The organism is Thioalkalivibrio sp. ALJ15, from assembly GCF_000383695.1.
Classification (GTDB): domain Bacteria; phylum Pseudomonadota; class Gammaproteobacteria; order Ectothiorhodospirales; family Ectothiorhodospiraceae; genus Thioalkalivibrio.
The window spans coordinates 20,001-32,773 of record NZ_KB912056.1; the positions used below are offsets into that span (position 1 = coordinate 20,001).

General features: G+C 66.8%; 15 protein-coding genes (1 of these 15 only partly in view). 7 read left to right on the forward strand and 8 right to left on the reverse strand.

Annotation, left to right across the window (positions count from 1 at the left end; all coding sequences use genetic code 11):
- Positions 1-101, reverse strand: partial view of a tyrosine--tRNA ligase gene (gene tyrS / locus G015_RS0100110; RefSeq protein WP_020145963.1) — the 5' end (the start) only. 1,108 nt of this gene lie to the left of the window's left edge; 101 of the gene's 1,209 nt are visible here — the first part of the coding sequence; the start codon lies at positions 99-101; its stop codon lies off the left edge, out of view.
- A gap of 181 nt (positions 102-282) precedes the next feature.
- On the opposite strand from tyrS, the gene G015_RS0100115 reads away from it, so the two are divergent.
- On the forward strand, positions 283-1,413 hold the full coding sequence (locus tag G015_RS0100115; RefSeq protein WP_026182174.1) for an anhydro-N-acetylmuramic acid kinase: 1,131 nt from the start codon (positions 283-285) through the stop codon (positions 1,411-1,413).
- A gap of 66 nt (positions 1,414-1,479) precedes the next feature.
- On the opposite strand, the gene erpA is transcribed toward G015_RS0100115, so the two are convergent.
- From erpA to argC, 4 genes are all read right to left on the reverse strand, one after another.
- On the reverse strand, positions 1,480-1,860 hold the full coding sequence (gene erpA, locus G015_RS0100120) for an iron-sulfur cluster insertion protein ErpA (protein WP_018137831.1): 381 nt from the start codon (positions 1,858-1,860) through the stop codon (positions 1,480-1,482).
- A gap of 121 nt (positions 1,861-1,981) precedes the next feature.
- The gene (locus G015_RS0100125; protein WP_018175377.1) at positions 1,982-2,416 is read right to left on the reverse strand and encodes a polymer-forming cytoskeletal protein; all 435 of its coding nucleotides are present in this window, start codon (positions 2,414-2,416) and stop codon (positions 1,982-1,984) included.
- Positions 2,413-3,081 carry a DUF6776 family protein gene (locus G015_RS0100130; protein ID WP_020145964.1) on the reverse strand — a complete coding sequence of 223 codons (669 nt, stop codon included), beginning with the start codon at positions 3,079-3,081 and terminating at the stop codon, positions 2,413-2,415. The genes G015_RS0100125 and G015_RS0100130 overlap by 4 nt, the downstream gene beginning before the upstream one ends.
- 105 nt (positions 3,082-3,186) lie before the next feature.
- Complete coding sequence (argC, locus tag G015_RS0100135; RefSeq protein ID WP_038049963.1) at positions 3,187-4,242, reverse strand: N-acetyl-gamma-glutamyl-phosphate reductase; 1,056 nt, start codon at positions 4,240-4,242, stop codon at positions 3,187-3,189.
- A gap of 102 nt (positions 4,243-4,344) precedes the next feature.
- Between argC and G015_RS0100140 the strand changes: the two genes are divergently transcribed.
- Together G015_RS0100140 and G015_RS0100145 are read left to right on the forward strand one after the other, a co-directional pair.
- Positions 4,345-4,860 carry a peroxiredoxin gene (locus tag G015_RS0100140; protein ID WP_018137835.1) on the forward strand — a complete coding sequence of 172 codons (516 nt, stop codon included), beginning with the start codon at positions 4,345-4,347 and terminating at the stop codon, positions 4,858-4,860.
- Between the two features lie 36 nt (positions 4,861-4,896).
- Positions 4,897-5,415, forward strand: coding sequence for a CopD family protein (locus G015_RS0100145; RefSeq protein WP_018649256.1), 519 nt, complete (start codon positions 4,897-4,899; stop codon positions 5,413-5,415).
- Between the two features lie 10 nt (positions 5,416-5,425).
- On the opposite strand, the gene ptsP is transcribed toward G015_RS0100145, so the two are convergent.
- Together ptsP and G015_RS0100155 are read right to left on the reverse strand one after the other, a co-directional pair.
- A complete protein-coding gene (ptsP, locus tag G015_RS0100150) occupies positions 5,426-7,693 on the reverse strand; it encodes a phosphoenolpyruvate--protein phosphotransferase (RefSeq protein ID WP_020145965.1) in 2,268 nt (755 codons plus the stop codon).
- A gap of 20 nt (positions 7,694-7,713) precedes the next feature.
- Positions 7,714-8,280 carry an RNA pyrophosphohydrolase gene (locus tag G015_RS0100155; RefSeq protein ID WP_018137838.1) on the reverse strand — a complete coding sequence of 189 codons (567 nt, stop codon included), beginning with the start codon at positions 8,278-8,280 and terminating at the stop codon, positions 7,714-7,716.
- A gap of 447 nt (positions 8,281-8,727) precedes the next feature.
- On the opposite strand from G015_RS0100155, the gene G015_RS0100160 reads away from it, so the two are divergent.
- Complete coding sequence (locus G015_RS0100160) at positions 8,728-9,414, forward strand: HAD family phosphatase (RefSeq protein ID WP_018137839.1); 687 nt, start codon at positions 8,728-8,730, stop codon at positions 9,412-9,414.
- Here the strand turns inward: G015_RS0100160 and G015_RS0100165 are convergent.
- Positions 9,407-9,853: a hypothetical protein gene (locus G015_RS0100165; RefSeq protein ID WP_018137840.1), complete on the reverse strand. Its 447-nt coding sequence runs from the start codon at positions 9,851-9,853 to the stop codon at positions 9,407-9,409. The genes G015_RS0100160 and G015_RS0100165 overlap by 8 nt on opposite strands.
- Positions 9,854-9,936: 83 nt before the next feature.
- Here G015_RS0100165 and thiD point away from each other — a divergent pair, with 83 nt between their 5' ends.
- The 3 genes from thiD to hemL all read left to right on the forward strand — a co-directional run bounded on the left by thiD (position 9,937) and on the right by hemL (position 12,712).
- Complete coding sequence (thiD, locus tag G015_RS0100170) at positions 9,937-10,725, forward strand: bifunctional hydroxymethylpyrimidine kinase/phosphomethylpyrimidine kinase (RefSeq protein ID WP_020145966.1); 789 nt, start codon at positions 9,937-9,939, stop codon at positions 10,723-10,725.
- Positions 10,715-11,359 (forward strand): thiamine phosphate synthase, encoded by a 645-nt coding sequence (gene thiE / locus G015_RS0100175; RefSeq protein ID WP_020145967.1) that lies wholly within the window; start codon positions 10,715-10,717, stop codon positions 11,357-11,359. The genes thiD and thiE overlap by 11 nt, the downstream gene beginning before the upstream one ends.
- A gap of 75 nt (positions 11,360-11,434) precedes the next feature.
- Positions 11,435-12,712: a glutamate-1-semialdehyde 2,1-aminomutase gene (gene hemL, locus G015_RS0100180; RefSeq protein WP_020145968.1), complete on the forward strand. Its 1,278-nt coding sequence runs from the start codon at positions 11,435-11,437 to the stop codon at positions 12,710-12,712.
- Positions 12,713-12,773: the final 61 nt, after the last annotated feature.

Consider the following 12,773-nt stretch of genomic DNA (forward strand, 5'->3'; position numbering starts at 1 on the left):
AATGGCCGCCCCTCTTTCAGGCGTTCGCGCAAATCCTCTTCCAGCAGGATCTCGTCCGCCCCGCGGCGAAACACCTCCAGCTGATCGTCCAGTTCCATCATCTCTCTCGCCTTTGGCGAACCGGGCACCGGGAAGCCGGGCCTGCGACCGATACCGTTCCGCTCTAGAATGCGTGCGTTCGTGAATAACGAGCGCCCGGAGGGCGCGCGCAAAGGGCGCAAGGATACCTTGCGCCCCGCAACGAAGCGAGATGGCTACGCCACCGACAAGGGACGCACGCGAATGACTCAGCGGTTGATTGGATTGATGTCCGGCACCAGCCGAGACGGCGTGGACGCCGTCCTGGTCGAGATTGAAGGAGACGGCTCGCTGCGTACCGCGGGTCATTGCCACCTGCCATACCCGGATGCACTGGAGGAGGACCTCGCTGCGGCCGCGACCGCCGAAGCACTGCGCTTCGAGCACCTGGGCACACTGGACGCCCGGGTCGGGCTGTTCCTGTCCCGCGCGGTCCAGCAACTACTGGGATCCACCGGCCTGAAGGCCCAGGACATCCTGGCCATCGGTTCGCACGGACAAACGGTCCACCATGCACCCGGCGCCGACCCCGCATTCACCTGGCAGATTGGCGACCCATTCCGGATCGCCGAAGCCACGGGCATCGACGTGATCGCGCACTTTCGCCAACGCGACCTCGCGGCGGGCGGCGAGGGGGCTCCGCTGGCCTGCGCGTTCCATGCCGCCTGGCTGGGCCACCCCTCCGAGACACGCGCGATCCTGAACCTCGGAGGGATCGCCAATCTGACCTGGCTGGAGCCGGGCCAGCCGGTACGCGGATGCGACAGTGGACCCGCCAACACCCTGATGGACGGGTGGACCCGACGGCACCTGGGTCAGCCTTATGATGCCGACGGCGCCTGGGCGCGCACGGGACACATCGACCGGCCACTACTGGAACAGCTCCTCGCGGACCCTTACTTTCAGCGCCCTGCCCCAAAGAGCACGGGGCCCGAGCATTTCTCGCCCCACTGGCTCCGCCAGGTTGGCGGCGAACGGCTCGACCGCCTGAACACCGAGGACGTTCAGGCCACCCTGGTCGAACTTACGGTGGAGGGGGTGCGGCTGACGCTCGAATCCCTGCGCACAACCGCACCCGATCGCGTCATCGTCTGCGGCGGCGGCGCCCACAATGGCTACCTGATGGAACGACTGCAAAGCCAGCTGGCCGGCAGCACGGTCGAGACCTCCGAACACCACGGAATCCCCCCTCAGCAGGTGGAGGGGGCCGCCTTTGCCTGGCTGGCGTATCGCCATCTGCAACACGAGGCCGGCAACCTGCCGGAAGTCACGGGTGCCCGTGGACCACGCATCCTCGGCTGCCGGATCCCCGGACGCGCACCGGAATCCACATAGAAATACGCACAAAAAAGGCCCGACCGAAACGGCCGGGCCCTGACAATGCGATAACAGCCCTGGACGTCAGACCGAGAAGCTGGACCCGCAACCGCAGGTGGTCGTGGCGTTCGGATTGCGAATCACGAACTGCGCGCCTTCCAGACCCTCGGTGTAGTCGATCTCGGCACCCGCGAGATACTGAAAGCTCATCGGATCGATCAGCAGGGTCACCCCTCCGTTCTCGACCACGGTATCGCCGTCGCCCACCGTCTCGTCAAAGGTAAAACCGTACTGGAAGCCGGAGCAACCACCACCACTGACGAACACCCTCAGCTTGAGGTTGTCGTTGTTCTCCTCCTCGATCAACCCCTTCACCTTGTTCGCGGCGGCGTCACTGAAGATCAGCGGGCTCGGGATCTCCATGTCCATGTCTGCCTCGGTATTGGACGTCATGGCTTCGGACATTGGGTGCCTCCTGTAAGAATCATTTTCATTCACGCTACGGAATACTGACCGTCAGCGTCAAGAATACCCCACGAATGATGCTGGGCCACCTTTGGCGAAACGCGGGTCGCACCGGCCACCGTCAGGAGACCGCAGTCTGCGGCTCACCCTGCTCCACGGGCAGCTCCTCGAGTTCGCCCTGCAGCGGCTCTTCCATTCGCTCGAGCTGGCCGTCGATACTCGCACCCTCGGTGATCTGCAGACTCTTGTAGTACAGATGCCCGTGCAGCCGCGCGGTCGCACCGAGTTCGACGTACTCGCTCATATGCATGTCGCCGCGCACTTCGCCGTTCACGACCAGGTGCGGCACCATCACCTGCCCCTCGACGACCCCCTGGGGAGCGACCATCAGAACGGCGGAGGGATCACTCGGCGCACGAATGCTGCCGACCACGCGCCCCTCGACATACAAGCCCCCGCTAAACTCCAGCTCGCCGCGCACCACGGCGTTCTCCCCAATCATGGTGTCGACCCGGCGCGTCCGCTTGCTGCCGCGCCCCTTCTTGCGTCCGATCATGCCCCTTCTCCCGCCATGCGGCCCCACTCTCCGCGCTTCATGACTGCGTCGGGGCCATCGTCTTCATCGGGCTCCACCCTAACGGCTACCGCTTCCGGGGTGAAATCCTCCGGCAATACAACGCGTACGCGCGCGTTTCGCAGCAACCGGAAACCCTCGATTGTACGTTCCTGCTCCACGCCCAGGTCATCGTGATCGAGGGTTGCATCTTCATCGTCCCCCTCGAAACGCCCGGTAATCTCTACCGACCAACGCACATCCAGCGACCGGTTCAGGCCCGGTCGGTAGATCTGAAACACGACGTCCCAGACCCCGGACTGGCCTGTCTCCTGCAACGCCAGGTCGCGCAAGCCCAGACTCGAGTCATCATTGTTTTCCGCCAGTCGCTCGTAGAACGCCACTTCATCGCGCAACCGTGCGAGCTCGGTCTCCTGACGCTCGACATCGTCGCGATAGGCATCGACCTCGGTCTCCAGCAGCGACAGCCGCCGCAGCGCACGCTGCTGCTCGGCCTCTGCCTGCTGACGCGCCTCGACCTCGCGCTGCAGTTCGTCCGTCAGGGCATCAATGCGTACCTGGGGGTCAATCACGCCCTCGTCCGGCCAGTGCATCCACAACCAGCCGCCGATCCCGGCCACCAGCAGAAAAGGCGCCAGCAACAACACGCCCAACCCCCAGCGCCGCCGACGCTGTCGCACCGGCCGTGGTGGCGGGATCCGGGGGCGGCGTCGCGGCACCGGCGTCGGGAGCTTGGACATAAGGCAACCGAGCTAAGGGAAGACCGCCAACTCGCGCAACCCCTCGTCCTCCGGGCAATCGAACATGAGGTTCATGTTCTGTACGGCCTGCCCGGCCGCCCCCTTGACCAGGTTGTCGATCACCGACAGCACCACCAGTCGATCCGAGTGCGGCGGCCGTGCCACCGCGATCCGGCAGCGGTTGGTGCCCCGCACGCTGGCCGTTTCGGGATGCGATCCCGGCGGCAGGACGTCGACGAACGGCTCATCGGCGTAGCGTTGCTCGAAGCAAGCCTGCCAGTCGGTCTCGGACTGTCGCGGCCGCAGATAGAGGGTTGCATGGATGCCGCGCGTCATCGGCACCAAGTGCGGCTGGAAGATCAGCCCGACCTCGCCGCCGGCCACACCACTCAGGGTCTGATGAATCTCCGGCCAGTGCCGGTGACCGCCGGCCGCGTAGGCGCGGAAGTTCTCTTGCACCTCGGCGAACAGACCGCCGATCTGCGCCTTGCGCCCCGCACCGCTGACCCCGCTCTTGGCGTCCGCAATCACGTCGGCCGGGTCGATCAGGCCCTGCTCCAGCAGCGGCAGGACACCAAGCGTCACGGCCGTCGGGTAGCAGCCGGGGACGGCAATCAGCCGCGCCGGCCGGATCCGGTCACGATGAATCTCCGGCAGGCCGTAAACGGCCTCGTCGAGATACTCCGGGGCCCCGTGCGCCTGGCCATACCAGTGCGCCCACAGCTCCGGGTCACGTATACGAAAGTCGGCTGACAGGTCGATGACCCGCACCCCGCGCTCCAGCAGCGCACCGGCCATCGCATGCGCCACACCATGCGGCGTGGCAAAGAACACCACGTCGCACTCGCCCAGCACGTCGGGGTCCGGCTCGCGAAAGACCGCGTCCACCGCCCCGCGCAGACTGGGGAACAAGTCGGCTACGGCCGTCCCGGCCTCGCCGCGCGAGGTCACCACCGCCAGTTCCGCCGAAGGGTGCCGGGCCAGCAGGCGCAGCAACTCCACGCCGGTGTACCCGGTCGCACCGACAACCCCGATGCGGATAGGTTTGCTATTGGTTGTTGCTGTCATGCTGCGGCATGATACCGGGTTACCACATGGCACGGAACGAAGGCCCACTCAGGCCAGTCGAAACCGGCGAATCATTCGAACCCAACGGGAACCTCTGTATCCATGAGCAGCTTTCGTATCGACCGCAAGGCCATCATTGGCGGCATCTTCATCCTGGCCCTGATCGGGGTTGCCCTGGCGATCTGGCTGACCGATGACGGCATGCGCCCGGCGCCCGACTTTACCGCCACCACCCTCGATGGCGAGGAGGTCTCGCTGTCGGATTACGAGGGGCGCCCGGTGATGATCTCCTTCTGGGCCACCAACTGCCCATCCTGCGTGCGCGAGATCCCGAAGCTGATTCACCTGCACGAGACCTATGCCGAGAAGGGCTTCGAGCTGCTGGCGGTCGCCGTCTCCTACGACCCGATCAACCGGGTGGAGTCGATGCGCGAGGACCGCGAGATGCCGTACAAGGTGATCCACGACGCTGAGGACGGCATGTCGCAGGCCTTCGGAGGCGTGCGCCTGACCCCGACCACCTTCGTGATCTCGCCCGGCGGCCGCATCGTCTACCAGAAACTGGGCGACCCGGACTTCGAGCAGATCGAACGCCACCTGCAGCGCTGGCTGTCCTGAGCCAGCCACCACCGGCACCCCTGGGAGCTCTGAAGCATGGAAGCCTACAACTGGCTGCTCAGCCTGCACGTGATCTTCATGGTCACCTGGTTCGCCGGGCTGTTCTATCTGCCAAGGCTGTTCGTCTATCACGCGATGACCGACGACGCCCTGGGTCACGAGCGCTTCAAGATCATGGAGCGCAAGCTGTTCTACGGGATCATGACGCCCGGCGGGGTGCTGACTATCGCGTTTGGCGGGGCCATGCTGGCCCTGATCCCGGGGTATCTGAACGAGCCCTGGATGCACTTCAAGCTGACGCTGGTGGCCTTGCTGGTGATCTACCACATCTGGTGCGGCTGGATCGTGCGCGACTTCCGGGATGATCTGAACCGTCGCGAACACACCTGGTTTCGCTGGTTCAACGAGTTTCCGGTGCCGATCCTGGTCGGGGTGGTGGTGCTGGTGATCAACCGCTCCATCGAGGATGCATTGATCGCAATCGGGGTCGTGCTGGCGATCTTTGTGCTGGCCGCACTGATCGGCTGGTGGAAACGCCGGCGCGAGGCCGCCTGACGCAACCGAATCAGTTCTTCCCCGCGCGCACCAGCCCGCCGAGCCCGGCCTGCACCAGGGCATTGTTCAGCAGCGAGCGGATCTGCTCCGCGTTCTCCAGCATGCGGCACTGGGCCAGCAGCGCCTCGGCGCGATCCGTGGAGAAGCTGCGGATCACCCATTTCACCCGTGGGATTGCGGAAACACTAACGCTGAGGCTGTCGATCCCCATGCCCAGCAGCAGGATCACCGCGGCCGGATCGGCCGCCATCTCGCCACAGACACTAACCGGCTTGCCCGCCCGGTGCGCCCCGTCGGTGATGGTTTCCAGCGCGCTGATGCAGGCCGGGTGCAGAGTGTCGTAGAGGCTGGCCACACGCGCGTTGTTGCGATCCACCGCCAGCAGGTACTGCACAAGGTCATTGGTCCCCACCGACAGGAAGTCCACGCGCCGCGCCAGCGTCTCCGACAGATAGACCGCGGCCGGGACCTCGACCATCACCCCGACCTTGGGCATCGGGATCATGAACCCCTCGTCCAGCAACTCCTCGCGGGCGCGGTTGAGCAGTGTCATGGCCCCCTTCAGCTCGTCCAGCGCCGAGATCATCGGGAACAGGATCTGCAGGTTGTCGTGCGCGCAACTGGCCTTGAGCATCGCACGCAGCTGGGTCAGGAAGATCTCCGGGTGGTCCAGCGAGATGCGGATGCCACGCCAGCCCAGGAACGGGTTGTCCTCCTTGACCGGGAAATACGGCAGCGCCTTGTCGCCGCCGATATCCAGCGTGCGCAGCGTGACCGGCATCGGATCGAATGATGCCAGCACCTGTTCGTAGAGCTGGACCTGCTCTTCCTCCCCGGGGAAGCGGTCGCGAATCATGAACGGGACCTCGGTGCGATAAAGCCCCACGCCTTCGGCCCCGGACTCCAGCGACGGCTTGATATCGGCCAGCAACCCGGAGTTCGCCAGCACCGGGACCGCCACACCGTCACGGGTGGCCGCCGGGTCCTTGGCCAGGGCCCGCAGGTCCTCGGCCAGCTCGCGTTCCTCGCGCACCAGACGCTCAAACTCGGTGCGCAACTCCGCATTGGGGTTCACGAACAACCGGCCACGATAGCCGTCGACCAGGATCTCGCAGTTCTCCAGTCGGCCCACCGGCAGCTCAGAAACCCCCATCACCGCCGGGATGTTGAGCGCCCGCGCCAGGATCGCGATGTGCGAGGAGCCCGTGCCCTTGGCCGAGACCATCGCTCCCAGCCGCTCGATCGGCACCTCGGCCAGGTGGGATGCGGTCAGGTCATCACCCACCAGGATGCCGCCATCCGGGAATTCCTCCTGGCTGCGCTCGGCCGGCAACAGGTGCGACAGCACCCGCCGACCCAGGTCTCGCACATCGGACGCGCGCTCGCGCAGGTACGGGTCCTCCATGTCGTTAAACACGCGAACGCTCTCACGCACGGTGTCACGCAGGGCGGCGGGGGCCCACTGGCCGTTGCGAATGCGCGCCTCCGTCTTTTGCACCAGCGAGTCCGAGCCCAGCAGCATCAGATAGGCGTCGAACAGCACCTGCTCGTCCGCGCCAAGGGCCTCGCCCATGCGCTGCTTGAGATCCTCGATTTCGGTGCGCGTCTCGGCCACCGCCTTGGCAAGGCGTTCGAGTTCCTCGTCGACCCCGACCCCCTCGCGGTCCGGGATGGAGTCGAGATCCGCCAGCCGATAGGCGACCACGGCCCGGCCAATCGCAACCCCGGGAGACCCGGCGATCCCGGTCGCCTCGACATTGACGTGCCCAATCAGCGGGGTCTCGGAGGAGATCTCGTCGTTGAATTCCGCGTAGGCAATCGCACCGGCCAACTGCGCGGCCAGGGTAATCAGAAAGGAGACGTGCTCGTCATCGAACTTGCGCGCCTGGTGCTGCTGCACGACCAACACCCCCAGCAGGCTGCGCTGGTGGATGATCGGCACCCCGAGAAAGGCCAGGAAGTGCTCCTCGCCGGTCTCCGGGAAATAGCGAAAGCGCGGGTGATCCTGGGCACTGTCCAGGTTGACCGGCTCGGCGCGCGAGGCGACCAGGCCCACCAGGCCCTCGGAGGGGTCCATCTCGACATGTCCGATGGATTCCTCGCGCAGACCCTCCGATGCCATCAGCACCAGGCGGCCCGACTGCGGCGACTTCAGGTAGATCGAGCAGACGTCGATATCCAGCGCGGCCTTCACGCGGGTCACAATGATATGCAGCGCTTCGAAGAAATCGGCAGCGCCATTCACCTCCTGCACCACGCGGCGCAGGACCTCCAGCATCGAGGGGGGATTCGGGTTCGTCAACGTGGCGACACCGGGGAGACCTGTGACGGGGCCTGATCGCTGGCGTCACGTCCGTGGGCATTGCGCGGGCGCCGGGCTTCCAGTTCCGGGAACATCAGCGGCACCAGCTCGCACAGCGCACGGCGATAGACCTGGCGCTTGAAATGCACGACCTCGCGTGCCGGGCGCCAGTAATCGATCCAGCGCCAGTCGTCGAATTCGGGGGTACCCATCGCATCCAGGATCACGTCGCTCTCGTTGCCCATCATCCGTAACAGGAACCAGCGCTGTTTCTGGCCGATGCAGACCGGGCGGCGATGACGCCGCACCATGCGCTCCGGCAGGCGGTAGCGCAGCCAGTGCTGGGTATTGCCGAGCACATCGACATGCTCGGGCAGCAGGCCCGTCTCCTCGCGCAACTCGCGGTACATCGCCTGCTCCGGCGTCTCTTCCGCGCGGATACCGCCCTGGGGAAACTGCCAGGCATCCTGGCCCACGCGCTTGCCCCAGAACAGCTGGCGCTCCCGATTGCACAGGATGATGCCTACGTTGGCTCTATACCCCTCACAATCAATCACTTGCATCAACCAGACGCTTTCTTCACTGATTGCATTGTTCCACAGCCCGAGGCCCCGCGGCAAAGACCTTGGGAAACGCTGATGAATGTACACACTCGCGTTGGTACCCCAGGTTTTCCGAGACAAGGCGCGCCGTGCAGCGGGTAGTGGTTCTACCCACAAGCGGCGCAACGCAGGATCGGGGAACCTGAGGTACCAACCCCGCAAGCGATTGAATGCCGGGGCTCGGCCGCTTTTGCATGCGCACGGCGTTGCGGCTCCCTTGTGCAGAATGACTGCACGACAGTCGCCGCGCCTTGTTCGCAAGCAAAAGCGACTTGAGCGCGAGCGTGTACATCCATCACCGTTTCCCACGCATCCCCCGTGGCAGGACGGGCAAAGCTGCGTGCGAAGTCATGCCCCGGTAAACTCCCGCCGTCTTCCCAGCGCGACCTCTAATCCGCGGAGCGATCCATGAACCTGGCCCTGTTCGACCTCGACAATACCCTGCTCGCCGGCGACAGCGATCACGCCTGGAACCAGTTCCTGGCCGAGGTGGGTGCCGTGCACCCGACCTGTCACGCCGAGACCAATGACCGCTTCTATCAGGAGTATGTCGCGGGGACCCTCGACATCCACGAGTTCTGCCGCTTCGCGTTCAGCCCGCTGGCCGAGCACCCGCGCGCACAGCTGGAACAATGGCGGGAGCAGTTCATCGAGACGCTAATCCGCCCGATGATCGCCCCCGGCGCCAAGCGTCTGCTGGCCCGGCACCGGGAGGCCGGTGACGAGCTGGTGATCATCACCGCGACCAACCAGTTCGTGACCCAGCCAATCGCCGACATCCTCGGCGTGGATCACCTGATCGCCACCCTGGCGGAAGAACGCGAGGACCGGGAGTTCACCGGTGAGCTGACGGGCGTACCCTGCTTCCAGGAAGGCAAGATCGAGCGCCTGCGTCAGCACCTCGCGGATCACCCGGACCCCGAGGGCACCATCACGCAGGCCAGCTTCTACAGTGACTCGCGCAACGACATCCCGCTACTGGAGCAGGTCGGCCGCCCGGTGGCCGTGGACCCCGACCCGACTCTGGCCGCGCATGCCCGCGAACGGGGCTGGCCAGTGATCTCGCTGCGCGAGCCGGAAGGCTCGGTCAGCTGAACAGACCGGCCATCTGCTCCAGCCGCTGACCGGCCGGAGTATCCCCCTTGCCGGCGGCCACAACCGCATCGCGGTAGCCGGTCACGAGCTCCGGCACCACGGCCGTCACCTGCTTGCGGCGCAGACGCCCGGCGCCAGTGACCGGCCAGGTCGCGCGGAAGTCGCAGTTATCGAGCGCATCACAGACCCACAGGCTCCATTCGTGCCGCGTCACGTCGATCTCGTGCTGGCGGATCACCAGGCGATAGACATGCTCGGCATTCATGTCCGCCATGCCCACCCCGGGACCCACGTGCTCCACCTGCAGCTCGGCGGCGATCCGGTTGATCTCCTGCTCCAGCGCGGCCAGGGCCTGGTCGACCTCCGCATTCAGCGTACCGCCGGCCTTGGCGGCGGCGACCAGGGGACGGATAGTCTCGACTTCGAACTCGTGGCTCATGCTGCGTACACTCCCGGGATTCGGAACAGGAACGCCCCGGGGGTGCCGGGGCGCGCGCAACCTTAGCACGGGAGCCCCCATTCATGAATCATCCCCCGATCGCGCTGACCATTGCCGGCTCCGACCCCGGTGGCGGCGCGGGTCTGCAGGCCGACCTGACCACCTTCACCCGCCTCGGCGTACACGGGGCCACGGCGGTGACCGCGATCACCGTGCAGGACACCCGCAACGTGGTGGATTTCACCGTGCTGCCGCCGGAGCAGCTGCGCGCCCAGATCGAGGTCACCCTGGCCGATCTCGAGGTCGCGGCGATCAAGATCGGCATGCTGGGCGCGGTGGAAAATGTCACCATCGTCTCCGCACTGCTGAACGCACACCCGCACATCCCGGTGGTACTGGACCCGGTGATGGTCGCCGGCGGCGGCGGGGCACTGGCCACCGAGGCGGTCGTCGACGCCACGCGCGAGGCCCTGCTGCCGCGCGCCACGCTGATCACCCCGAACGGCCCCGAGGCCGCCCGCCTGGCCCGCAGCGAAGACCCCGCGCAGTGGGGCCACCAGCTGCGCCAACTGGGCGCGCGCAACGTGCTGGTCACCGGCGGGCACGAGGGCGCCGAGCAGGACCCGATCATCAATCGTCTCTACCGCGAGGACGACCACATGCGCCCGTTCGAGCTGCCGCGCCACCCGGCCGGCTTCCACGGCTCCGGCTGCACCCTGGCCGCGGCGATCGCCGCCTTCCTCGCCCGCGGCCGCGACATCGAACCGGCCGTGATCGAGGCCCAGACCTTCATGAACGATGCCATCGCCCGCGGCTATGCCCCCGGCCACGGCCAGCACATCCCCAACCGCCTGTGCCCGCATGACGACTGACAGCCGAGCGCCCCTGCGCGGGCTTTACTTCATCACCCCCGCGGTACCGGAGGGCGCGGACCCGCGCGCGACCCACCTCGCCCATGCCGCGGCCGCGCTGCGCGGCGGCGCCAGCCTGATCCAGTTCCGCGACAAGGAGCTGCAAGGAGACGCGCGCGAGGCGATCGCCCGCGAGCTGGTCGCCCTCGCCCACGCGCACGGGGCGCGCTGCATCATCAACGACGACACCGAGCTGGCCGCGCGCATCCAGGCCGATGGCGTACATCTGGGCCGCGACGACCCGGACCCGGCCGCGACCCGCACGCTCCTGGGGCCGAACGCGGTCATCGGGGTCTCCTGCTACAACGAGCTGGCGCGCGCCGAAGCTGCCGCCCGGGCCGGCGCCAGCTATGTCGCCTTCGGCACCATGTTCGCCTCCCCGACCAAGCCGCAGGCCGCCCATGCCGGGCCGGAGCTGATCCGCCAGGCACGCGCGGCCCTGGACCTGCCGATCTGCGGCATCGGCGGCATCACCCCGGACAACGCGGCGGAGGTGGTCGCGGCCGGGGCGGATCTGGTCGCCGTGATCCAGGGCATCAGCGCCGCGCCCGCCCCGGAGGCCGCCGCCCGGCGCATCAGCACACTGTTCGACTGACCACTTTGCACCGCCCGGCGGCCGCCGCTATGGTTGCCGGGCCTACCGATTCCATTGAACTACAGGGACACCGTCATGCAGGAAACCGAGCGTCTGTTCGAGGCCGCCAAGCAGCACATCCCCGGGGGCGTGAACTCCCCGGTCCGCGCGTTCAAGGGCGTGGGCGGCACCCCGATTTTCATGGACCGCGCCAACGGCGCCTACATGTGGGACGCCGATGGCCAGCGGTACATCGACTACATCGGCTCCTGGGGCCCGATGGTGGCCGGTCACGCCCACCCCGAGGTGATCGAGGCGGTGCGCGAGGCCTGCAACAACGGCCTGTCCTTCGGCTGCCCGACGCGGCTGGAAAACGACATGGCCGCGAAGGTCTGCGAACTGGTGCCCTCGATGGACCTGGTGCGCATGACCAACTCGGGCTCCGAGGCGACCATGAGCGCGATCCGGCTGGCACGCGGCTACACCGGGCGCGACCGCATCGTGAAGTTCGAGGGCAACTACCACGGCCATGGCGACTCCCTGCTGGTGAAGGCCGGCTCCGGCGCCCTGACCCTCGGCCAGCCGAGCTCCCCCGGCGTGCCGAAGGAGCTGGCCGCCCTGACCAGCACCCTCACCTACAACGACGCCGATGGCGTGCGCGCCTTCTTCGCCGAGAAGGGCGACGAGGTCGCCTGCATCATCGTCGAGCCGATCGCCGGCAACATGAACTGCATCCCGCCGGAACCGGGCTTTCTCGAAACGCTGCGCGAGGTTTGCGACCAGCACGGCGCGGTGCTGATCTTCGACGAGGTGATGACCGGCTTCCGCGTCTCGAAGAACTGCGCACAGGGCTATCTCGGCGTCACCCCGGACCTGACCACGCTGGGCAAGATCATCGGCGGCGGCATGCCGGTGGGGGCCTTCGGCGGCAAGCGCGCGATCATGGAACACCTCTCGCCGCTGGGTCCGGTCTACCAGGCCGGCACCCTGTCCGGAAACCCGATCGCGATGACCGCCGGGCTCAAGACCCTGGAGATCCTGTCGCGTCCGGGCTTCCACGACGAACTGGAGCAGCGCACGAAGAAGGTCGTCGCGGGCTTCGAGGACGCCGCGCGCGCGGCCGGGGTCGCCCTGACCACCAACCAGGTGCCGGGCATGTTCGGCCTGTTCTTCTCGGACCAGAAGGTCACCGACTTCGCCGGGGCCACCGCCTGCGACACCGCCGCCTTCGGCCGCTTCTTCCACGCGATGCTGGGCGAGGGCATCTACCTGGCGCCCAGTGCCTTCGAGGCCGGCTTCATGTCCAACGCCCACTCGGACGCGGACCTCGACGCCACCGTCGAGGCCGCCCGCAAGTGCTTCAAGGCGCTCTGAGCGCCTGCCCCGTTTCTCCGGCCCGGCCGGCTCCATGCTTGCCGGCCGGGCCCTACCTGAC

Excerpts from the sequence above, each read along its gene's own strand:
- G015_RS0100115 (WP_026182174.1), top strand. The coding sequence starts at position 283 with ATGACTCAGCGGTTGATTGGATTGATGTCCGGCACCAGCCGAGACGGC.
- erpA (WP_018137831.1), bottom strand. The coding sequence starts at position 1,860 with ATGTCCGAAGCCATGACGTCCAATACCGAGGCAGACATGGACATGGAG.
- G015_RS0100125 (WP_018175377.1), bottom strand. The coding sequence starts at position 2,416 with ATGATCGGACGCAAGAAGGGGCGCGGCAGCAAGCGGACGCGCCGGGTC.
- argC (WP_038049963.1), bottom strand. The coding sequence starts at position 4,242 with ATGACAGCAACAACCAATAGCAAACCTATCCGCATCGGGGTTGTCGGT.
- G015_RS0100140 (WP_018137835.1), top strand. The coding sequence starts at position 4,345 with ATGAGCAGCTTTCGTATCGACCGCAAGGCCATCATTGGCGGCATCTTC.
- G015_RS0100145 (WP_018649256.1), top strand. The coding sequence starts at position 4,897 with ATGGAAGCCTACAACTGGCTGCTCAGCCTGCACGTGATCTTCATGGTC.
- ptsP (WP_020145965.1), bottom strand. The coding sequence starts at position 7,693 with ATGCTGGAGGTCCTGCGCCGCGTGGTGCAGGAGGTGAATGGCGCTGCC.
- G015_RS0100155 (WP_018137838.1), bottom strand. The coding sequence starts at position 8,280 with ATGCAAGTGATTGATTGTGAGGGGTATAGAGCCAACGTAGGCATCATC.
- G015_RS0100160 (WP_018137839.1), top strand. The coding sequence starts at position 8,728 with ATGAACCTGGCCCTGTTCGACCTCGACAATACCCTGCTCGCCGGCGAC.
- G015_RS0100165 (WP_018137840.1), bottom strand. The coding sequence starts at position 9,853 with ATGAGCCACGAGTTCGAAGTCGAGACTATCCGTCCCCTGGTCGCCGCC.
- thiD (WP_020145966.1), top strand. The coding sequence starts at position 9,937 with ATGAATCATCCCCCGATCGCGCTGACCATTGCCGGCTCCGACCCCGGT.
- thiE (WP_020145967.1), top strand. The coding sequence starts at position 10,715 with ATGACGACTGACAGCCGAGCGCCCCTGCGCGGGCTTTACTTCATCACC.
- hemL (WP_020145968.1), top strand. The coding sequence starts at position 11,435 with ATGCAGGAAACCGAGCGTCTGTTCGAGGCCGCCAAGCAGCACATCCCC.